19 protein-coding genes are annotated in these 22001 nt (G+C 28.9%); 10 read left to right on the plus strand and 9 right to left on the minus strand.

The features are described from left to right. Positions 1-12: 12 nt before the first annotated feature. Together bhDAH_RS02710 and fusA are read right to left on the minus strand one after the other, a co-directional pair. A complete protein-coding gene (locus bhDAH_RS02710; RefSeq protein ID WP_012422296.1) occupies positions 13-708 on the minus strand; it encodes a Bax inhibitor-1/YccA family protein in 696 nt (231 codons plus the stop codon). Between the two features lie 12 nt (positions 709-720). Then, positions 721-2799: an elongation factor G gene (gene fusA / locus bhDAH_RS02715; protein ID WP_012422297.1), complete on the minus strand. Its 2079-nt coding sequence runs from the start codon at positions 2797-2799 to the stop codon at positions 721-723. 525 nt (positions 2800-3324) lie between these two features. On the opposite strand from fusA, the gene bhDAH_RS02720 reads away from it, so the two are divergent. From bhDAH_RS02720 to bhDAH_RS02745, 6 genes are all read left to right on the plus strand, one after another. After that, positions 3325-3552: a KTSC domain-containing protein gene (locus bhDAH_RS02720; RefSeq protein WP_025375539.1), complete on the plus strand. Its 228-nt coding sequence runs from the start codon at positions 3325-3327 to the stop codon at positions 3550-3552. Between the two features lie 185 nt (positions 3553-3737). Beyond that, positions 3738-4817 (plus strand): hypothetical protein, encoded by a 1080-nt coding sequence (locus bhDAH_RS02725; RefSeq protein ID WP_012422298.1) that lies wholly within the window; start codon positions 3738-3740, stop codon positions 4815-4817. A gap of 65 nt (positions 4818-4882) precedes the next feature. Beyond that, positions 4883-5422 (plus strand): tetratricopeptide repeat protein, encoded by a 540-nt coding sequence (locus bhDAH_RS02730; protein WP_012422299.1) that lies wholly within the window; start codon positions 4883-4885, stop codon positions 5420-5422. Positions 5423-5506: 84 nt separating this feature from the next. Next, positions 5507-6142 (plus strand): hypothetical protein, encoded by a 636-nt coding sequence (locus bhDAH_RS02735; protein ID WP_043924456.1) that lies wholly within the window; start codon positions 5507-5509, stop codon positions 6140-6142. 167 nt (positions 6143-6309) lie between these two features. Beyond that, positions 6310-7530 (plus strand): ribose-phosphate pyrophosphokinase, encoded by a 1221-nt coding sequence (locus tag bhDAH_RS02740; RefSeq protein ID WP_012422301.1) that lies wholly within the window; start codon positions 6310-6312, stop codon positions 7528-7530. A gap of 4 nt (positions 7531-7534) precedes the next feature. Continuing rightward, complete coding sequence (locus bhDAH_RS02745; RefSeq protein WP_043924457.1) at positions 7535-8899, plus strand: FGGY-family carbohydrate kinase; 1365 nt, start codon at positions 7535-7537, stop codon at positions 8897-8899. On the opposite strand, the gene bhDAH_RS02750 is transcribed toward bhDAH_RS02745, so the two are convergent. The 6 genes from bhDAH_RS02750 to bhDAH_RS02775 are packed head-to-tail and all read right to left on the minus strand — an operon-like array spanning position 8882 to position 14074. After that, entirely contained in the window at positions 8882-9586 is a 705-nt protein-coding gene (locus bhDAH_RS02750; protein WP_012422303.1) for an SPOR domain-containing protein, read from the minus strand. The two genes, bhDAH_RS02745 and bhDAH_RS02750, sit on opposite strands and share 18 nt — an antisense overlap. Continuing rightward, entirely contained in the window at positions 9587-10183 is a 597-nt protein-coding gene (coaE, locus tag bhDAH_RS02755; protein WP_012422304.1) for a dephospho-CoA kinase, read from the minus strand. Continuing rightward, entirely contained in the window at positions 10162-12879 is a 2718-nt protein-coding gene (gene polA / locus bhDAH_RS02760) for a DNA polymerase I (protein ID WP_012422305.1), read from the minus strand. The genes coaE and polA overlap by 22 nt, the downstream gene beginning before the upstream one ends. Next, positions 12876-13274, minus strand: coding sequence for a hypothetical protein (locus bhDAH_RS02765; RefSeq protein WP_012422306.1), 399 nt, complete (start codon positions 13272-13274; stop codon positions 12876-12878). The genes polA and bhDAH_RS02765 overlap by 4 nt, the downstream gene beginning before the upstream one ends. Then, positions 13264-13683, minus strand: coding sequence for a flagellar export chaperone FliS (fliS, locus tag bhDAH_RS02770; RefSeq protein WP_012422307.1), 420 nt, complete (start codon positions 13681-13683; stop codon positions 13264-13266). Before fliS ends, bhDAH_RS02765 begins: the two co-directional genes overlap by 11 nt. A gap of 10 nt (positions 13684-13693) precedes the next feature. Beyond that, positions 13694-14074: a response regulator gene (locus bhDAH_RS02775; RefSeq protein ID WP_012422308.1), complete on the minus strand. Its 381-nt coding sequence runs from the start codon at positions 14072-14074 to the stop codon at positions 13694-13696. Positions 14075-14290: 216 nt separating this feature from the next. Here bhDAH_RS02775 and ligA point away from each other — a divergent pair, with 216 nt between their 5' ends. Continuing rightward, a complete protein-coding gene (gene ligA / locus bhDAH_RS02780) occupies positions 14291-16300 on the plus strand; it encodes an NAD-dependent DNA ligase LigA (RefSeq protein WP_012422309.1) in 2010 nt (669 codons plus the stop codon). A gap of 2 nt (positions 16301-16302) precedes the next feature. Here the strand turns inward: ligA and bhDAH_RS02785 are convergent, their stop codons facing one another. Continuing rightward, positions 16303-18558, minus strand: coding sequence for a hypothetical protein (locus bhDAH_RS02785; RefSeq protein WP_043924458.1), 2256 nt, complete (start codon positions 18556-18558; stop codon positions 16303-16305). A 236-nt stretch (positions 18559-18794) separates the two neighbouring features. On the opposite strand from bhDAH_RS02785, the gene bhDAH_RS02790 reads away from it, so the two are divergent. The 3 genes from bhDAH_RS02790 to bhDAH_RS02800 are packed head-to-tail and all read left to right on the plus strand — an operon-like array spanning position 18795 to position 21968. Then, a complete protein-coding gene (locus tag bhDAH_RS02790; RefSeq protein WP_043924459.1) occupies positions 18795-20660 on the plus strand; it encodes a PH domain-containing protein in 1866 nt (621 codons plus the stop codon). Next, positions 20647-21108, plus strand: coding sequence for a hypothetical protein (locus bhDAH_RS02795; protein ID WP_012422312.1), 462 nt, complete (start codon positions 20647-20649; stop codon positions 21106-21108). The genes bhDAH_RS02790 and bhDAH_RS02795 overlap by 14 nt, the downstream gene beginning before the upstream one ends. After that, positions 21105-21968, plus strand: a complete 864-nt coding sequence (locus tag bhDAH_RS02800; protein WP_012422313.1) for an FAD binding domain-containing protein — start codon at positions 21105-21107, stop codon at positions 21966-21968. Before bhDAH_RS02795 ends, bhDAH_RS02800 begins: the two co-directional genes overlap by 4 nt. The last annotated feature ends 33 nt before the right edge of the window (positions 21969-22001 follow it).

Here is a 22001-nt window from a genome sequence, read left to right on the forward strand (position 1 = left end):
GCAAGTTAGCTTTTAATCTCTTCTTTGCCCTAAGAATCTTAGTAAATATAGGAATAAATTTATGAAATCTAGGTAAAGCTTTAAAGAGGCTACAACTGCCATTCTATTTTTAATTTCAGTACCATCTTCTAACATTCTATTCATTTTAGAAATATTTTGAACATCGTAAGCAGTTAAACCTGTAAATAATATGACACCTAGAATTGAGATTAAAAAATTAAGTCCTGAGCTTCTAAAGAATATGTTAAAAATAGATGCAATAATGATGCCCCATAATCCCATAATGAAATAACTTCCCATTTTTGTAAGGTCTGTGCTTGTTGTATATCCGTAAAAGGACATTGCAAGGAAAGTGAGAGAAGTAATTCCAAATGTATAAAATATTGAACCTTGAGTATATATCATAAATACAGAAGAGAGTGTTACTCCTGTTAAAGCTGAGTACCCTAGAAAAAGTGCTGTTGCTGTGCTGCTTGATATTTTCTCGATTGCTCCGCTTATTGCATAAACAAGTCCAAACTGTACAAGTAGCATTGCTATGTACGACATTGGATTTGTGAATATTATAGCTTTCATTATCTGATTTTCAGATGTTGTATATGCAAAGATTGCAGATATTAAAAGACCAATTGCCATTAATCCAAAAACTTGGGCTAAAAATTTATTTTTTATTCTTACTTCTTGTTTATCTTGCGTTAATTCAAACATAATGTTTCCTCCTTATTTATTTTGTTCGTTAAATTTTTTACATAATTCATTAAATGTTGCACTTGGAACTTTACCGTATCTTAAAAATTCCATTGAAAATTCAGCTTTTCCTTGTGTGGAAGATCTTAAAACGGTTGAAAATCCAAACATCTCGCTTAAAGGTACCTCAGCTTCAACTTTTGAGAAATTTCCCTCTTCAACAGAGCCCAAAATTATTCCTCTTCTTTGATTTAAAAGGCCAAACATATTGCCTTGGAATTCGGTTGGACCTTCAAGAGTTACTCTCATTATTGGCTCGAGTATTGTAGGTTTTGCCTTATTATAAGCTTCTCTGAATGCACCAATTGCTGCAAGTTGGAATGCAATGTCTGATGAGTCAACGATATGATATTGTCCGTCATTAATTGTAACTTTAATACCTACAATTGGGAAGCCTATTAAAGTTCCCTTTTCCATAGCCTTTTGAAATCCTTTGTCACATGATGGAATGTATTCTGTTGGAATTACTCCACCCTTTATAAGATTGACAAATTCATAAGTTTGTCCTTCTTCATCAAGTGGCTCCATAAATCCAGCAACTCTTCCAAATTGACCAGCACCTCCTGATTGCTTTTTATGAGTATAATTAAATTCTGCTTTGTCTGTTATGGTTTCTCTGTATGCTACTTGAGGCATTCCTGTTTCAACTTCTGCTTTGAATTCTCTTTTCATTCTTTCAATATAAACTTCTAAGTGCAGCTCACCCATTCCTTGTATTATTGTTTCTTTTGATTCGGCGTCTACATAAGTTTTGAATGTGGGATCTTCTTTAGTAAACCTTCCAAGAGCTTTTGCCATATTGTCGGCTGATTTTTTATCTTTGGGTTTTATTGATAAAGATATTACTGGTTCTGGAACATACATTGATGTCATTGAGTAGTTAATTGAAGGATCACAGAATGTATCTCCTGATGCACATTCTATTCCAAATAATGCAACAATATCCCCACTGCTCCCAAATTCAATGTCTTCAGTGTTATTGGCATGCATTCTAATAAGTCTGCCAACTTTAAACTTTTTAGAAGTTCTTGAATTTATTAGTTCTTGTCCTTTTTTTAAAACCCCTTGATATATTCTTACATAAGTTAATTGCCCATATTGTCCATCTTCCAATTTAAAAGCCAGTGCTACAGTTGGTAAGTTTTCGTCGGTTTTAAGTTCAGTTTCTTTTTCGTTTGCGTTTAAGTCAAGTGCCACATTTTTGATGTCATGAGGAGAAGGCAAAAATCTATTTACAGCGTCAAGTAAAAGTTGAACACCTTTGTTTTTATAAGCAGAACCCATAAATACTGGACAAAGTTTTAAGGCCAAAGTACCTGTTCTAATGGCATCATATATTGTCTCTACAGCTACATCTTGTCCTTCCATATGAAGTTCCATAAGTTCATCATTAAAGTCAGATAGTGCATCAAGCATTATTTTTCGCTTTTCTTCAGCCTCATTTAATAACTCGGCAGGAATTTCCTTTTCTATGATTTCTGTTCCATCTCTACCTTCAAAGTAATAGGCTTTCATTACAATAAGATCTACAATCCCTATGTGTTTATCTTCAAGTCCTATTGGAATTTGCATTAGAACTGAGTTTAATCCAAGCTTATCTTTAAGCTGATCTTTTACATTGTTAGGATTCGCTCCGGTTTTGTCACATTTATTTACGAAAGCAAGGCGTGGTACATTATATCTTTTTAATTGTCTGTCAACTGTAATTGATTGAGATTGAACTCCTGCAACAGAGTCAAGAACAAGTATCGCTCCGTCTAGAACTCTAAGTGAACGTTCAACTTCAATTGTGAAGTCAACGTGACCCGGAGTGTCAATAATATTGATTGGATGGTTCTTCCATTCAACGTGCGTTGCAGCTGATGCGATTGTGATGCCCCGTTCTCTTTCAAGTTCCATTGAATCCATTGTTGCTCCAACTCCGTCTTTTCCCTTAACTTCATGAATGGCGTGAATTTTATTACAATAGAAAAGAATACGTTCTGTGAGTGTGGTTTTCCCTGAATCAATGTGGGCACTAATACCTATGTTTCGTAATTTTTTATAATCCATGGAATATTTTTCCTCCTGAGCATGTATAGTTAGAACACTAATTATCTTAAATATTGTACATGATTTTTTTTTAAAAGTCTATTTGAAACTGTTCACGTCAATTCTGACTTAAGAGAGTTTCATTGTTTAAAAGGTAGGCAATGTATTTATATTGTCTTTTTTTTTTAAATCAAGGGGGGAGTTTGCATGTTTATGTGGATATAAAAGCATATGATGTTATTGCATAATTATGGAAGAATGTTTGATGTTAAAGATATTGTTTTGTTTGTTAATTTTAATTTTTTATTTGTGTAATAAAATCTGATCATTTTTTATTGGATTTTGTGAGAGAATCCAGTTATTTGCAGACTTACTTGACTAAGTTGTATTAAAAGATATACAGTTAATTATAAGGAATATATCATTTAGTAAATTTTTTTAGTAAATTTTGATTTTATTGATTAAAAATACTTAACATTTAATAAATTTACTCTTTCTTTACTTTATATTTTATACTCCTAAGAATAACCATTGGAGGATATAAGTTTGAATACTTTAACAATATCTCATGAATTAAGCAAGATATGTCAAGTTGATTATGATTCTGCTTTGTCTGAACTTTCTGTATTTTTTAAAGACGGAAGAGCTTATAAATATTTCAAAATTGAACCAAGACATTTTAATATAATATCTAAGCTTGTTCAAGAAAAAAGGTCAGTTGGCAAATATTTAACAGAACATATATTTAATAAGTATGACCAAGAAAAGCTTTAATTTTAGTTTTTGACTTAGTTATTTTAGAAGGATTCTTAAATATTATATGAATCCTTCTTTATTGATTTGCTTTTAAGCTTATATTACAATGCAATTGTGTTTTTTAAATTGCATTGTATTTTTTTGCAATAAAGGTTATTATAATTTAGTTATTAAATAATTTTTGTTTAATAAGGGTTTAATGGATGAAGAAATTTTTGATTGTTATTATATTATTCTTGTTTTTTAGTACATCTTATGCTAAAGTTTTGTATTTCTCAGCAGGTTTTAGCACACAAATTAGTCTTGAGTCACTTTCTTTATTTAATAGAAAGACTGGTACAGTTTTCGATAAGTTGCTAAGTTCTGAATTATTCCCTATATTGCAAAATTTTAGAAATAATTTTTTTCCTCGTTGGAGTGCATTTGAGGATAGTGCATCTGATTTATATGTTTCTTTTAAAAAAAATTTAGGTATTTTTAAGACATTGTATAGGGGGAGGAAAAATAAAGATTCACAACTGAGTAAAATGGAAGAATCTGATTTGGATGAGCTAGGTGCACTTTTAAATAGTAGTCATGATTTAAGAAAATTTTTGACTGAACTAAAAAAGTTAGACAAAAGGTCTACACTTAAAAAGTTGGATGAAGCTGGATTGAATATGAAAAAGCTTTTAGCTACTTTGGGAGAAACAACAGAACGTGCTATTGAGCTACAGGAAGTGTTATTTGGACAATTAAGTGAATTTGGAATTGATAGTCACGATGATTTTATGAGATTATGGAAGGAAGTTTTTATACCAGGGAGTGTTTTAAATAATGCTTTGCGGCAAAAGTTGTCACCTTTATTTAGTGCTGGTTTTCAAGGTTATTTTCAGATTGGTCTTCCTATTGCTTCCAGTAATTTTTATTATGGATTTGAACTTGGGTTTGGTGTGAATCTTGGAAGGATGATTGCACCCAATTTAAACCTTTTAAAGGCTTCCTATCCTGTTAATTTGGGCTTAGGAATAATGCCAAGATTATTCATGAAATATGATATTTATTATTTAGCAGCTACTTTATTTTCAGGCTTTGGTGATAGATCTTTAGTTGTAGATCCTATTTATGTTGGGAATTTAAGTGATAATGCTGTAGTAACTAATCCTTTTAGCGTTATTGAGACGGGTCTTAGATTGAGACTAGCCTTTATTAATTTGGAATCATCAGTATTATTTTCTATTAATGATTTTAAATATAGAGACTTAAGGGTTGGGCTTGGATTTGAGATTCCAATAATTATTTAGGCATCAATATTGATTGATATTTTATTTAATATTTATACTAATCTAGTATTCAGGTTTTGCTTTAAGTGTATAAGGAATTATTTTTATTTCTTTTTTATTTTGTATTATCTTGTAAAACTTTTTCTCAAGATTATCAAGCTATCTCGGATGAGTATTATAAGCTTGCCAAATTAAATGAGGAACTTGGTAATAATCAGGCATCAGTTTTACTTTATGAACAAGCTATTAAATTTAATCCTAATGCGAATGATGCATCTAGTTATAATTTTATTTTGGCTTACATCAATTTAAAGAAATATGATGAGGCTGAGTTAAAGCTAGAATCTTTATTGAAAAATGATCCAAATAATATTTTGTTGATTAATTTAAAAGCTTATTTATCCTTTAGAAAGGATAAATTGGAAGAGGCTTTAAAATTTTATTTAAGCACTTTAGAGGTAGTGCCCGCTAATCAAGAAGCGTTATTTAATGTTTTTTATATTTATCATTTAAAAAAGGATATAGAAAATGCGAAGAAGTATATCTTAAAATATAAGGAATTCAAATATTCAGTTCCTTCTAATGCAAGTGAGATAGTATCATCCGTTTTGAAGGATCAAAGTTAAAAATTGTTTTGTACTAATTTTGATATTTGTTGTTCCATGAGCTTAATGTGCAATTTCATTTAAGTATTTTGGGAGGAGTTAAATATTATGCAGATAAAGATTTTATTTTTAAGCTTGTTGATCTTTGTTACAAGCAATGCTTTCACGGATGTTAAATTTGAACTTAATCTGGGGTTTGGTTTGGATTTTCCGGTAAGTACTATTTCAAACTTTTATAATACGGCTTTAGATGTTGGCGAAAGACTTGAGAATAGTATGTCTGATTTGGAGAGAGAGAAGATCATTAAAGATTTTGCGGATATGGTTAATATTTCTAAGACTGGTTTGACTTATGGGGGACATGCTCAAATGGGAGCAAGATTTGATGATTTCTGTTCACTTGGTTTTGAACTTGGATTTAATTTTAATGTATTTAGGTGCGTTAATCGTAAAGGACGATTGAATGATATTCATTCATTCATTGCGGCTATTGAATCTAGGTTTTATACAAGGTTAGACTTTTTCATTGGATCTGTTGCATTATTTACAGGGCCTAGAGCTAATATGGCTACCGCTATTGTTGATTCTATCTTGAATGAATTTGATATGTTTGGTTGGGATCTTGGAGCAAGGGCTACATTTGCTTTCTTGGCACTTGAGGGATATTATTGTTGGAATATTCATAATAATAAATTTTCTGATTTTAAGGTTGGTATAGGGTTTGAGTTTGAAGTTATCTAGATAACAAATAAATTTTTGCATTATTTAGTTTTTAATTTACTCATGATGAATATTTTTACTGTTTTAACTTTATAGATCTTTCTTAAGCTTGTGTGAATTATTTGAATTAATGTACAATAAGATGACAATAAAATAAAGATTTTCTGTCAAAATAGGGAGTTTGAAAATTGAGTTTGCTTATTAAAAAATCAATAGGAATTATTGCCTGTCCTGGTGGGAGGGTATTTGCAGATAAAATAATGGAAGAGCTAAAGAAAATATTTTTAGATACTGAGAGTAAAGTTATTGAAAAAATTTCGCAAACTTCTCATTGTTTAAAAGAAGATGTTTTAAAACTTGAAGGAATTTTGTCTCCTTTTTTAGAAGGGTTTGGATTTTCTAACTCAAGATTTGATGAGGCTATGGAAATTCCTGTGAGTTTTGTTAAGTTTGCTAATGGTGAATTTAAAGCAGAAATTTTAAAAACCATAAGAAATAAAGATATTTTTATTGTGCAAGATGTTTCTAATACTTATCCAGTTAATGTAAATAATAATGAAAAAGTAGTAATGACAATTAATGATCATTTAATGAATTTGATGACTACAATAGATGCCTGCAAGCAGGCTAAGGCTAATTCTGTGAGCGTTATTGTTCCTTCTTATCCTTACTCAAGGCAAGATAAGAAGCATTCAAGAGAAGGATTAACAGCAAGTCTTGTTGGGAGGTTTCTGGAGGAATTAGGAGTTAAGCATATTTTAACATTAGACATTCATTCAAAAGCTATTGAAAATGTTTTTAGAAAAACGTATTTTGAGAATTTAAATGCATCTTATGAAATTTTTGATGCTTTAGCTGAATTAATAGATATTAGAGATTCAAATTTAGTAGTTGTTTCTCCTGATACGGGAGCTGTTAATAGGAACAAGTTTTTTGCATCTAGTCTTAAAAGGCCCTTAGCTTTGCTTTATAAGGAAAGGGATTATTCAAAGGTAACACACAATGTTAATGATTCTAATATTTCTGTTACTAAGCTTTTAGGAGATGTTGAGGGTAAGAATGTTTTTATGAGTGATGATATGTTGGCTACTGGTGGGACTTTTATTAAGGCTGTGAAACTGTTAAAAAGTATGGGAGCTAAAAAGATTATATGTGCAATAAGTCTGCCATTTTTTAATGGGAATGCAATTAGATATTTTGATAAAGCTTATGAGGAAGGCTATTTTTATAAGATAATTGGAACAAATGCCGTTTATCATGATGATAGACTTATTAGTAAACCTTGGTATTATGAAGCTAATGTTGCGCATCTTTTTGCAGGTGCAATTTTTGCAATTCACAATAGGGTTAGTTTGCAAAAAATTCTTGATAGAAGTCATGATATTCAAGCTTTAATTTCTAAGAGTTAGTTTGATGGATGTACTCAGTATTGATATTGGTACTAGTACTTTGAAATCTGCTTTAGTTAATTCTCATCATGGGGTTTTAGAGAGTTTTGATGTAAATTATTTTGAGTATTTTAGTGTCGATTTTGAGAACTTTGATTACAAAATATGGCTTTTTGCTTTAAAGAGAGTAATTTCTAATTTTAGGCATAAAAAAATAGATTGTATTTCTATTAGTGGCATTTCTCCATGTCTGATAGCTCTTGATTCAGATTTAGTTCCTTTGGAAGTTTTACATTGGAATTCTTCTAAGGTGGTTGATAACTTTAAAGGGAAATCGGCTTTTTTACCCCTTGTTCTTAGTACACTTGAGAGGGGAATTTATGGTAAGGTTAGATATTTTGTATCTTGTTTTGAATATTTTATTTATTTGCTTACAGGTAATCTGATTACAAGCTATCCAAGTTTGTCTTATATCCCTTTTATTTGGAATAATCTTGAGATAAGAGAGTATAATCTTGATACAAATAAATTCCCCCCTTTCTTAAAGATGGGAGAGATTGCTGGTCGGGTTACTAATGGTGCGAGTATTGAATTTGGCATTGATAGTGGTATAGAGGTAATTAATGCTGGAATTGATTATTTAAGCGTGCTTGTTGGAAGTGGGGCATTCTTTTCTGGAATTGTATCTAATAGGACAGGTACAAGTGAGGGTTTTAATTTTGTCTCAGATGCATATTTGTCAGGCTTTTCTTTGGAGTATCCTTATTTTTTAGATAATTTATTTGTTATTGGAAGAATAGTGCCTTCTGGATACTTATTACAATTACTTAAAGATAGATTGTTTAAAAATAAAAAGTCGTTTGAAGAATTTCTTGAAGACATTGCTAAGGCATATGATTTAGGTGATGTTTATTTTTATCTAAGCAAGAGGGAGCTTTTCTCCGACCATGTTTTAATAGATTTGCAAGTAAGAGATGATTTGAGTAAAGGTATTTTTGGCAAAGTAGATAATCCTTTACAGATAGGAGCTGCAATGCTTGAGTTTTCTTATTTCTCCTTTTACAATAAAATACTTCAGCTTAAATCTTTTAAAAGAGATGTCTTAGATATTTTTGTCAGTGGTTCTAATTCGGATAATTTGTTTTTAAATGAGCTAAAAGCTAATATTATTGGTAGGGATTTAAAGATTTTTGAATTTAAACATTCTGAGATTATCGGTAATGCGATCTTAGCTTTTTGTTGCTTAGGGGAGTTTGATAGTTTGGATAAGGCATTTAAAAAGCTTGCTAAATTTAAACAGGTTATATCTTTTAATGCTAGTATGCATGATATTTATTTAGAGAAATATCACAAGTATGTCTCTAATTTTAATTTATTTATTAATAGTTAATATATAAGCATCTTTAAATTCACTTGATCCTGATATTTTCTTAAGATCAAGTTTAGCCTCTGATATGGTTTTGTAAGGCCCAGATCTGACCCTATAAGTGTCTTTATCATTTACTGTTGCTGAATAAATCTTTGCATGTATTTTATATTTCATTAATTCTTGAATATTGTTGTCAGCAGAGATTGGATCTGAGAGTGATGCAAATTGTATGTAGTATTCCTTTCGAGGGTCATATTTGTTTTCAAATTTATTATAGTTTTGTTCTTTTTTGGTTTCTTGATCCGTTTTTGCAATGGTTTGAGTTTTTTGAGATGTGTTTTTCTTTATGTGTGTTTTTGTAGGTTCATGTTTATTTATGACTTGTGGTTCTTTTTTAGTAATAATTTTTTTATTATTTTGATTTATGCTACTACTCAAATTTTTATCTTGTGTGGGATTTTGTGTGAGATCAATTATAATTTCATTTGGCTTTTCAGTTATTGATAAGGCTTTTTTATTATTTTCATGTTCTATAACTTTTTCATCTTTTGTTTCTTGTAAAATAATATTTTTACTTGCAATGTCGGAGGCTAAGTTTTTATTTGGAAAGAAAATAATTATTCCAAGAAATATAATTGTACAAACGATTACAATTGAAGTTAATGCTACTAAAAATCCTTTATTGTTATTTTCATTAAAATCTTTCATCTATGTGACCTCTTTCATCTTTGCCCTAATCTCTTTTTCTAGATGCTCATAGCTCTTACTGTTAATTATATTTATTATTTTTGAATTTAGAATATTTTTATTTAAAAAAATATCATCTTGCCACTTAAGGATATTGATAACCAAATTTTCATCAAGGTTGCGGCTTGCTCTTAGTCTTTTCTTTATTATCTCATCATTTGCTTTTATTATAAATATATGCCCGCAGAACTTTGCAATATTTAATTTAAAAAGTAATGCAGCATTAATTATGATTTTATCAAATTCATTCTTTAATATTATTTGTTCTATTTCTTTGTATATAGCGGGATGTGTTATTGCTTCTAATTTTTCTAGTTTTTCCCTGTCGTTAAATACAATATTTCGAAGTTTTACTCTTTCTATTTCATTTTTATTATTTAATATTTTTTTGCCAAATATCTTAACTACTCTATCTTGTTTTGCTTGTAGGACTATGTGTCCAATTTTATCTACATTTATTTCATGAAAGCCATACCTACTGCAAATGATTTTTGAAGCGGTATCTTTACCAGTTGATATTCTACCAGTTATGCCAATTATCGATGAATTTCTCCCCATGATTTTCCAGTCTCAATATTTATCCTTAAAGGAAGCTTTAAAGGATAAGCATTTTCCATCATTTCTTTGATTATTGTTTTTGCTTCTTCACATTCTTGCTTAGGTGATTCGATTAGTATCTCGTCGTGTACTTGTAAGAGTATTTTTGATTTGAGATTTTTACTTTTAAATTCATTATATACTCTGACCATTGCGATTTTCATTATATCAGATGCGCTTCCTTGTATTGTACTATTTATTGCTATTCGTTCAGCTCCTGAGCGTTCCGAGTGATTTTGACTATTAATTTCTTTTATATATCTTCTTCTTTTAAGAAGAGTTTCACTGTATCCATTTTTTCTGGCAAAATCTATTCGATTTTGTATAAAAATTTTTATTTTAGAATAAAGATTAAAGTATGAATCGATGAACTTTTGGGCTTCTTCTCTTTTAATAGATAATTCTTGTGAGAGCCCATGGGCTGACATGTTATAAATTATTCCAAAATTAATTGATTTTGCTACCCTTCTCATGGAAGGCGTTACTTTGTCTGTGTCTACTTTAAAAAGTTGCGATGCTGTTTTGATGTGAATGTCTTCTTTATTTTTAAATGCTTCAATAAGTGCTCCGTCTTCTGAGAAGTGTGCTAGTATGACAAGTTCAATTTGTGAATAATCGGCAGAAATAAAAAGATTGCCTTCCTTGGGTTTGAATGCTTCTCTTATTTTGCGTCCTTTTTCATCTTTGATTGGAATATTTTGTAGGTTAGGTGCGGTGCTTAAAATGCGTCCCGTTGCTGCTTTTGCTTGTATAAAGTTTGTGTGTATTTTATTTGTTTTTGCGTTTATAAACTTTATTAAATTATCCGTATATGTGTTTTTTAACTTTGAGATTTTTCTATATTGTATGATTTTTGGTATAGATTCATGTTGATCTTTTATTGCCTCTAGTACTTTAATACTTGTTGAATGTTTTTTGACATTTGGGGGTAGTACCAGCTTTAGTTCGTCAAATAATACCCTATACAGCTGTTTGCTTGAATTTAGATTAAATTTAATACCTATACTTTGTATTATTTCATTTTCAATTAATTTTAATTCTTTGGTAAGTTCTTGGCTATATTGTCTTAGATAATCTTTATCAAGGTAAATTCCATTTTCTTCCATTTCTGTAATAACATTGCTAAATGGCATTTCTACGTCTATCATTAGGCTTTCAAGATTATCTTCTTTGAGTTTTTTTGCGAAGATTTTAAATAATCTGAAAGTAATATCAGCATCCTCAGCAGCATAATTAGAGACTGTCTCAAGTGGTATATCTTTCAAAGTACCATTTTGTGATACTATTTCTTGGTACTTGATATTTTTATGCATTAAATACTTTTCTGATAAAAAGTCAAGGGATACTTTTGTGTTTGGATCAATAACATATGCTGCTATCATTGTATCAAAATAGGGGGGTATTGCGTTAAATCCATGTCTTGTAAATATTTTGTAATCGAATTTGTAGTTTTGGCCAATTAATTTAGGTTTTGTTTTAAAAAATTCATTGAATTTTTGTGTTATGTATTCTCTTTCGATAGATTTTTTTTCTTTAGTTTCTATGGGAATATAGTAGCTTTCAAATTCTTTAAATGAAACCGAAATACCGAGTATTTGTGCTTCATAGACATTAGTAGAAGTTGTTTCTGTATCTATTGATACATAGCTTGTTTTTTTTAGTTTTTCTATTAGTAAGTCAAGTTGTTCTTTTGTTAATATTGTTTCGTATTTAATATTTTCTTCTTGTATTGTTTTAAGAGTATTTAAATATGATGTTGTTTGTAAAGTCCCTTGTGTTTGATTTGTAACATGTCTTTTTTTTAATATAGCCTTATAAGATTTAATTAGGGTCGTTGCAGAGTATTCCTCAAATAGTGAAAGGACGTCTTCTTTCAAGTTTTCCAGTTTAAATTCTTCAAGTGCCGGCAATTCTAGATCTTCTACAAGACTGATAAGTTCATAACTTAAAAAGGCATTTTTTATCTCTCTTAATAGGATTTCTTTGTATCTATTATTAATAGAATCTATATTTTCGTATATTCCTTTTAATGTTTGAAATTCATTTAGTAGCTTGACGGCTCCTTTTCCTCCAATTCCTTTGATACCTGGTATATTATCTGATCTGTCTCCAACAATGGATAAATAATCTTTGATTTGGGATGTGTTTACTCCAAATTTTTGCATAACATAATCATTATCCATTTTCACAAAGCTACTATTCTCTATTTTAAGTATTTTGGTTTGATCTGACATTAATTGCAATAAATCTTTGTCTGGGGAAATGATATAAGTTAAGTAATTGTTGCGTTCTGCTTTTTTTGCAAAGCTGGCTATAAGATCATCAGCTTCGTATCCTTGTCTTTCAAAGAATGGAATGTTTGCTTTTAGTAGACCTTCTTTTATCCAATGGATTTGTGGGATCAAATTATCTGGAGGAGCATCTCTTGTTGCTTTGTAACTTGGATATTTTTGTTGCCTAAATGTTTGTGTCTCGGAATCAAAGGCTACAATTAAATTTTCTGGATTTTTTTCTTTTATTATAAAAAAAAGAGTTTTGAAAAATCCAATAAATGCATTAACGTTTTCCCCTTTACTATTTGTTAAAGGGTTGTTTTTCATTGCATGATAATTTCTAAATATTATATTTAAAGCGTCGATTAGGTAAATTTCTTTCATATCTTGACATCTACTATAATTGGATTATTGTAGTTAAAGAGACTTTTAGAAAATTGAGTTTTTGGTATTGTTGTTTTTTGAACAAATAGCTCTTTTAAGGTTTTGCATGTATTTTGGTATTGAATGCATATTTTTTCTTTTAATAAGCAAGTGTCCTCAATTGATTTTCTAACGTCTTCTTGTATTTGCTCTTGTCCCTTTAGCCATGAATTTATGCTTACATAATAATTCTTAATTGAATTTAAAATTAAATCCTTTGCAGGATTTGTAATATTTAATGTGTCTAGAATTCCTTTATTGATTTCTTCGTTTTCAAATTCTAGGATGGCTTTTAGTTTTTTTAGTTCAAGTATTAGATCTTTTAAATATATTTTTAGTATTCTATTAGCTGACAATGTTGATCCCTAATTTTTTGTTAGTAATATTATTATCTTTTTTAAGTAATGTTTTCCAAGCTGTGTGCAGATTTTTAAGGTGCTTTAAGACTTCTTGAATATTGTCCCTATTCTTTTCCAATGTAACACTTTCTAATGTTTTGCTCAAAAAGGAATATATTGAGAATAAGTTATTTGAAATTTCCCCACCATCTTCAAAATTTAATGTAGACATTAATTCAATGATGATATCTTGTGCATGGTAAACTTTTTCATCGGCCTTTGCTGTACTGTTTGGATCCTCGCTTTTATAAAATTCTTTGGCAATTTCTAGATCTTGTATTGCTTTCTCATAAAGCATTACTAATATTGATATAGGACTTGATGTGTTGATTTGTGTTTTTTTATAGATTTCTTCTTTTGTTATCAAGGATTTTCTCCTAGTATAATTTTTTTATCTGTCCTGCTATTTGATCTTCTCCGAAAGGTTTTGTAATATACCCTTTTGCTCCAAGTTCTAAAGCTTTTGCAATGAGTTCTTGCTTTCCGAGAGCTGTAACCATCAATACATTTATTTTGCGGGCAAGGCTCTTGTTAATTTCATTTATTTTCTCAAGGGTCGTAATGCCATCCATGCCCATCATTGTTATATCAAGGGTTATCAGGTGAATTTCTTCCTGTTTCTCAAATTCTTTAATAGCTTGTATTCCATCTTCTGCTTCAAAAAATTCGCTAAAGCCTAATTTTTTCAATATCTTAATTAAGTTTTTTCGCATAAAAATAGAATCATCAACTACCAAGGCCTTTCTATTCTCTTCCAAACCTCACTCCTTACTTAATTTTAACATAATAACATATTAAAAATCATTTAATACAAATAAAGATATTATGTATGATTATCTATATTGTATTTTACTTTAGATTTTAAGATGAATGAGTTTATTACTCAAGAACTTATCCCTGAAAATTTATATTTTTATTTTCATTATTTTGTTAAAATGTAACTTGAGCTTTCAATTAAGTTCGATGTCAAATTTATGATCGAAGATGTAGAAGATGAAATTTTACGTTTGAAAAATATCATTAAAAGATGGAACAGAGAGTATTATGTCGATTCTTCACCCAGTGTGGGTGATTTGACTTATGACAAAGCTCTTTTGCGACTTCAGGATTTGGAAAGTAAATATCCTGAATATAAAACCTTGGATTCCCCCACTTTTAGGTTTGGTAGCGATCTTTTAAATGATTTTGAAGAAGTTAAACATTCTTTCCCTATATTAAGTTTGGATAAAACTTATGATATTAAGGGATTATCATTGTGGATTGAGAAGATGGTGCTAGAGAGTGCTATCTCAGGATTGCATACTGGTATTTCAGTTGAACCTAAAATTGATGGGTGTTCAATTGTTCTCCATTATAAAGATGGGATACTTGAGAAAGCTTTGACTAGGGGAGATGGAAGGGTTGGTAATGATGTTACTGAAAATGTTAAAACAATTAGAAATGTTCCTTTGCGTATTGATGAAAAGATTGAATTAGTGTTGCGGGGTGAGATTTATATTACTAAGGAAAATTTTTTGAAAATAAATCGCACATTAAAAAATCCTTATGTTAATGCTAGAAATTTAGCCTCAGGTATATTGAGAAGAATAAGTAGTAAAGAAGTTGCTAATTTTCCTTTAGATATTTTTGTTTATGATATTTTATATTCTAGTTTGAAACTGAATACTAGTCATGATGCTTTTGACAAACTTAAGCAATTTGGATTTAAAGTTAATCCTTTTTGTGAATTTTTTGGTGGCAAAAACTTAGAAGCAGGTATTATTGCTCATGTTAAAAAGATAGAGGCCTTAAGAGATTCTTTTGAATATGAAATTGATGGTGTTGTGCTGAAGATTGACAGCTTTATTTTAAGGAAAATTTTGGGATCTACTTCTCATCATCCAAAGTGGTCAATAGCTTATAAGTTTGAATCTTGCACAGGTATGAGCAAAGTGGTAGACATAGTTGTTCAGGTTGGCCGCAGCGGGAAGATTACCCCTGTTGCACATGTAGAAAAAGTGCTTGTTGCTGGGGCTTCTATTACTAATGCAAGTCTGCATAATCAAGATTATATAGATTTTGTTGGTTTAAATGTTGGAGATATTGTTGTGATTTCAAGACGTGGGGATGTGATTCCTGCTGTTGACTTGGTGATAGAAAAGCTTGCGGTTGGTAGTTTTAAAATTCCTAGTAATTGTCCTTCGTGTAAAATGACTTTAATAAAAGAGGGTGCACATCTTTTTTGTGTAAATAGACATTGTTCTTGTCGAATAATTGAACAGGTAAAATATTTTTGTAGTAAGAAATGCATGAATATTGTAGGACTTTCGGAGAAAACAATAGAGTTCCTTTTTGAAAAGAAGTTTATATCTTCAGAAGTCGAGCTTTATACTTTTAATTGTGATAGGCTTATTAATCTAAAGGGTTTTAATCTTAAGAGAATAAATAACTTAAAGCGTTCAATTGAAGACAGTAAAAGTAGGCCGTTTAGAAAGTTGCTTCTTGGTATGGGAATTAAAGACCTTGGAGAGAATACAATATTAGTGCTAATTAATAACAATTTAAACTCGTTTGATACAATTAGTACTCTTTGCAAAAATAAAGAGGCTGCTCTTGCCAAACTTTTAAAGATTAAGGGAATAGGGGAGAGGATAGCTTTAAATATTATTGAAGCATTTAATGATAAGACTATTCTTGATAAGTTTAATTTTTTTAAAGAATTAGGGTTGAAAATGGAGGAAGATAATACTAATGATGCTGTGTATGATTCCTTTTTATTTGGTAAAAAATTTTGCATTACAGGTTCTTTTAAAGGGTATTCTAGGGATGTACTTATTGAAAAGCTTACTAAGAAAGGTGCTGTTTTCAGCCGTTCAGTTACTAAGTGTTTAGATTTTTTACTTGTTGGAGAAAAGTTTGGATTAAAAGTGCAAAAAGCCAATAATTTGGGTATTAAGACCTTCAGTCTTTTTGATATTAAGGATTTTGTGGATTTAGATGATTAAATTTATTTTATTATTCTTATGTTTTTAAATTCTGATGCTAGATTTTTATATAGAGTAATTATTTCATTTGTATGCTCTACTTTTATTAGGTTTCTGAAAAATTTTTCTTTATGTTTTAATGATGGGTTGATGAAATGGGTTTTAACATTATATTTTGGGATTAGTCTGTAAATTTCTTTTGCTCTATATAAGTTTTTTGTTGGTTCTACTTCAATGTAATATCCGTTAGATTTTTTAAAATCAAATTCACTACTTTGATCTTTAAAATTATAGTTATTTAAATGTGTATCTGGATATATTTGGAATTCAGCAGTTTTTATCACGACATTTTTATGTGTTGTTTTTTCATTGTTAGGATAAAATTCATTTTTTTTGTATTGTGATTTTTTATTTTCGCGAGTTAAGAGATCTTTGTTTTTATGTTTTGCAAATTCTTCTTTAAGTGTTAGGATAGTATTTTCATTGTCCGTTAATTTTTTATCCAATGTATTTATTTTGTCTTGCTTTTGTTGAATTATATCTTTGTTTTCTTTGTATAATTCTTCATTTTTATCAATTTTGTCTTTTAGTATATTTATTACTTTCTCTATTGAAGATAAATTGTTTTCGATATTTTTTAAGCTAGTGCCATGATTGTTTTTTAAATCTATTAATTCTTTTTGAAATGCTAGTAAGGTATCTTCATTGTTATTGATTTTATCGTCAAGGTCACTTAGTCGTTGAATATTATTGTTAAGAGTCTCTTTGTTGTTATTGATTTTATCGTCAAGGTCACTTAGTCGTTGAATATTATTGTTAAGAGTCTCTTTGTTGTTATTGATTTTATCGTCAAGGTCACTTAGTCGTTGAATATTATTGTTAAGAGTCTCTTTGTTGTTATTGATTTTATCGTCAAGGTCACTTAGTCGTTGAATATTATTGTTAAGAGTCTCTTTGTTGTTATTGATTTTATCGTCAAGGTCACTTAGTCGTTGAATATTATTGTTAAGAGTCTCTTTGTTGTTATTGATTTTATCGTCAAGGTTACTTAGTCGTTGAATATTATTGTTAAGAGTCTCTTTGTTGTTATTGATTTTATCGTCAAGGTCACTTAGTCGTTGAATATTATTGTTAAGAGTCTCTTTGTTGTTATTGATTTTATCGTCAAGTTCACTTAATTTGTGAGTGTTCTTAAGAAGAGCATCTTTAAGAGTCTCTTTATTGTTATTGATTTTATTATCAAGTTCACTTAATTTGTGAGTGTTCTTATGAAGAGCATCTTTAAGAGTCTCTTTGTTGTTATTGATTTTATTATCGAGTTCACTTAATTTGTGAGTGTTCTTATGAAGAGCATCTTTAAGAGTCTCTTTGTTGTTGTTGATTTTATTGTTAAGCTCATTTAGTCTGTGGATATTGTTGTTAAGAGCATCTTTATTGTTATTAATTTTATCGTTAAGCTCATTTAGTCTGTGGATATTGTTGTTAAGAGCATCTTTGTTATTATTAATTTTATCGTTAAGTTCATTTAGTGCTTGGGTTTCTGAATTAAAATATTCTTGTTCTTGAGCATACATATCGTATCTGTTCTCTTCAGATGGATAGTTATATTCTTCATTTGATATATATTCGTTTTGATTCTCTTCATATTCTTGAGCTTTGTTGTAAGTATTGTTTGTTGATTGAAGAGCATGATTAAGTAAGTTTTCTTTTTCGTTAATTAATTTTTTTATTTTTTTAATTTCTTCTTTTAAATTTTTTGTTAGAATTTCGTATTCTTCGTTCTTTTTTTCAATTGATTTTATGTTTTTTTGCCTTAAAAGATTTTCTAGATTTTCTATTTTTTTCTCATAGTTTTCAATTCTAAGTTTTAAGTTATCTATATTTTCTATAAACCAATCATTTATATTGTCTTGTTCTGAGTAAAAATCATTTGTGTTTAAATTTTGTTGGTATTGTAACTCTTCGTTTGTTAAGATACTATTTATTGCTTGTCTGTTGTCTGATATTTGAATTTGTTCTGAATCTTTAAATTTAAGTTTATTTGATTTTTTATTTGATGCATTTGATTTGTTGTCTTTTAAAATTTTGTTTTTCTTATGGTAAATCATCCCTTCTTCATTGTTGAAATCTTCGTTTAAATCTTCTTTGGGGATATAAATTTTTGAGTGATTTATTATATAGTCACTTGCATTTTTTTTGGGCTCTCCAAAAAGTAATGTGCACGAAAATAGCATAAGAATTCTAGAGAGTATTGGAAGTATCTTTTTGCCTTTACCCATAAACACCCTATTGATATTATTTGACATTCATTCTAAATTTAATGTTACCATAGTTTTTAAAATTTATCAAAAGAAAATATGTAACAGTGTAAAAATGATTTCAGCGTTGAGATCCATATTTTAATTATTGCATCATGTTTTGATTTGCAATAGTAATTTTGTTGGTATTATGACATAATTATAGAAATAGAAGGTAAATTATAAATTTTTGACTTCTTATTTTACTTAAGTTGTTTATGAAGTTAGAGAATATGGATGAAGTTTGGGCTTTGCCAGTTTGTTGCAATATCAACAATTCTATTATTGATGATTTTAGACTTTCAGATAAATATAAAGATCAGGTTTTTTATATAAGTTATAAAGATGATATTATCTTAAAGTTTATTGATATTGTTGATTCTAATGAATTTGATTTAAAACTTTTTGATAATAAAATAGATTTTGAAGGACAAATTCCTGTAGTTTTATATTCTGAGAGCTTAGATTCTTTATTAGGAGCAGAAGAAAGCATTGATTTTGAATTAAAAGACATTGAGCAGAATGATGTTTATTTTGATTCAAGAGTGAAAGAATCAGGTGAATTTAAAATTCATAATTCTTATTATGAGTTTTCAGATTATTTAAATTATTGCAGTGATATTCTTTTAGTTAGAGTGTGCTTTAAAGGCGATAGTTTAATCATTGATGCAGACCTTGATAATATTGCACTTGTAAAGCAAATTATTAGTAATAATTTTTGTATTGCTTTCGATAAGATTATTATTAATCCTATTAATAATGATTGTTTGAATGGTTTGTTTCCAGTTTCTTTTAATGCTGTCTTACAAGGTATAATAATTGCTAAGAAACTTGGGCAAAAAGTTAATGTTATTTATTATAAAAGACATTTTTTAATGGCACAATCCTTAAGTTTAAAGTTTTCAGCTGTTAATTATTTATCAGTAGAAAATAGGCTTGCTAAGATTATGTTAGATCTTGAAATCGACAGACCATTAAACTTTTTATATAAATTTTATTTTGATTGCCTCAGGCATATTTTTAGTAATTTATTTTTTGATGTGTGTGTACATATTAATTTCATATCGACTAAGAGTAATGCTATATTTTTTTATGACAATTATTTCTTCTTTGAGAGCTCTGTTTATAATTTTATTTATTCAAACTTTTATAATCTTGCAGTCAGTTTGTCAATTGAACCTCTTAGTTATTTACTCAGCTATGTTAAGGGTGAATATAATATTTTTTTAAAGCTTTTTAAGGAGATGGATTTGAAAAATTCTATCATGCGCAAGTCATCTTCTATAAGCTTAAATAATGAATATAATATTTTTGATGTGAGAAGAAAAGGTATAGGATTTGCCTTTTTAAATCTAGACCCTAATCTAGATTCTGCTTTCTTAAGTGGCAATCAGACTGTTTCTATGAGTTTGCATAAGGATAAATTAGACGTATCTATTCCTTATAGAGTGATAGATGTCAACTTAATAAACTATTTAAGGAATACTTTAGCTAGGACTTTTAGCTTATCTTATGATAATGTTAATTTTATTGTTAGTGATGCCTTTGGAGAGGATGTTGAACCTTATAGTGCATTGATCAAAGAATCTTATCTCATTGAAAGAGAGGTTTTAGCTATGAAGGATGAGCTTGTCGTGATGATTGGTGAGGATTTTAAAGGAGAATATCCTGTTGTAGTTGGTCAAAACTTTGTTGTAGATATAGGCAAGAGGTTTAATGTTGCTTGTTCTCTTGAGATTGATGTAGGAATAAGTTCTTTTAATATTATATTTAGTAATGTGAATTTTTTTGTTGAAAATGGTAAGTTTGATAAACTTAGAATAAATAATAAACGTGCATTTTCAATTTTTAGCTTGGCAGTTGACTATGTTTTTGGAAATATTACTTATGATATTGTTGATTCCGTGGAGCTTGAGTTTATTGAAGATGGTGAATTTGTTTTTTCTTTTAGAGTATTATTTGTTGCATCTGTTTCTGCAATTAGAACAGCTTTAATTCAGGCTTTTGACTTTAACATATGTAAAACCCCTATTGATCTTAAGGATATTCTAAATAGTTGGAGCGTACGAATTGATACTAATTAGCTTTAATTTGAATGGAGAGAGTCTTTCAAAAAGTATTGAACTTCCTTTAAGTACCAAAGAGCTTTTGATAAGTATTTTTTATTCAGGTGATCGAAATTTCATTGAAAACATGAATAAAAAGTTTTCATTGGTGCTCTTAGACTTAAAACCTGTATATTCATCTTTAGTTCCGGCCTTTATGTTAAATGGGCGCAGCATCATTACTGTTGAAGGTTTGCAAAATACAACCTTTTATGAGACATTGGTTAAAGTTTTACTTGAAAATGATTTTGGTTTTTGTGCAAATTGTTTTTCATCTAATGTATTATTATTCCACTATTTTTTAAAACGTAAGGTTATAATTAGGACTGATATTTTGGGATATTATAATACATTAAAATGTAATTGTCTTGATGTTAATACTTTTTTAGATCTTTATTTGCGATTGGAAGAGTTAGAGAGAAAATGAGTGGTGTTAAGGTATATTATCCAGAAAATTTTAATGCACTTGTTAGCTTGTTTAAGGAAGATTCAAACAGTTATATAGTTTATAATGAGATTGATTTTCATAAAAATGCTGCAATTTTTATGAAAAATGATATTTCTGATAACTTTTTTATAATTAATAATTTTGAAAGATTTAATAAAGTTTCTCTTAAGAGTAATTTTTTGGAAATGGGACCTTGTGTTACTTATGATGCGATATTGCAATTTGGAGAGAGAAACATTCCAAGGTTATTTTATGAATTTATTTCAAGACTGAATGATAGGATATATCTAAATAGCATTAATATTGCTAATGGATTTTATTATAAGAACACAGTATTTGATTTATATCCTTTGTTATTAAGTCTTGATGCCCAGCTTGAATTTAAAAATATTTTGACTAAAAAAACTTATACTTATAATGCTTACAGTATTAACAGAGATGATTACATACAAAGTCGTCATACTTTGTTTTTAAATAAATTAAAATTTCCAATTACGAATTTATGGAATAAGAGTTTTTATAGCAAAATATTTGTTGATACTTTTTCATCTGATATTTTAGAAGAAGTAAACATTATTTTTATTTGCGTTCTTTTGAATGTTAAAAGAGATATTATAAGTGATTTTCTGATGAAAATATTTTATAATGACAAAGTTATTACTTTAAGGGATTCTCAAGTTTTACTTCTTAATAAATCTTTGCCTTTATCTCTAGTTGAAATTGAAGATTCTCTTAAGATGCTAGATAGGAATATGAGAGATGTTAAAAACTTTAACTTCGGGGAGAGAAGTTTAAGACTTATAAAAAATTTTTATTTCGATATATTATTTAATTTTTAGTATTATCAATAGTATTATAAAAATTAGCATTAT

Source organism: Borrelia hermsii DAH (assembly GCF_023035675.1).
Taxonomy (GTDB): domain Bacteria; phylum Spirochaetota; class Spirochaetia; order Borreliales; family Borreliaceae; genus Borrelia; species Borrelia hermsii.

Coding starts and splice junctions, on each gene's coding strand:
- bhDAH_RS02785 (WP_043924458.1), bottom strand. CDS start 18,558: ATGGGTAAAGGCAAAAAGATACTTCCAATACTCTCTAGAATTCTTATG.
- bhDAH_RS02790 (WP_043924459.1), top strand. CDS start 18,795: ATGAAGTTAGAGAATATGGATGAAGTTTGGGCTTTGCCAGTTTGTTGC.
- polA (WP_012422305.1), bottom strand. CDS start 12,879: ATGAAAGAAATTTACCTAATCGACGCTTTAAATATAATATTTAGAAAT.
- fusA (WP_012422297.1), bottom strand. CDS start 2,799: ATGGATTATAAAAAATTACGAAACATAGGTATTAGTGCCCACATTGAT.
- bhDAH_RS02710 (WP_012422296.1), bottom strand. CDS start 708: ATGTTTGAATTAACGCAAGATAAACAAGAAGTAAGAATAAAAAATAAA.
- bhDAH_RS02725 (WP_012422298.1), top strand. CDS start 3,738: ATGAAGAAATTTTTGATTGTTATTATATTATTCTTGTTTTTTAGTACA.
- bhDAH_RS02750 (WP_012422303.1), bottom strand. CDS start 9,586: ATGAAAGATTTTAATGAAAATAACAATAAAGGATTTTTAGTAGCATTA.
- ligA (WP_012422309.1), top strand. CDS start 14,291: ATGATCGAAGATGTAGAAGATGAAATTTTACGTTTGAAAAATATCATT.
- coaE (WP_012422304.1), bottom strand. CDS start 10,183: ATGGGGAGAAATTCATCGATAATTGGCATAACTGGTAGAATATCAACT.
- bhDAH_RS02800 (WP_012422313.1), top strand. CDS start 21,105: ATGAGTGGTGTTAAGGTATATTATCCAGAAAATTTTAATGCACTTGTT.
- bhDAH_RS02745 (WP_043924457.1), top strand. CDS start 7,535: ATGGATGTACTCAGTATTGATATTGGTACTAGTACTTTGAAATCTGCT.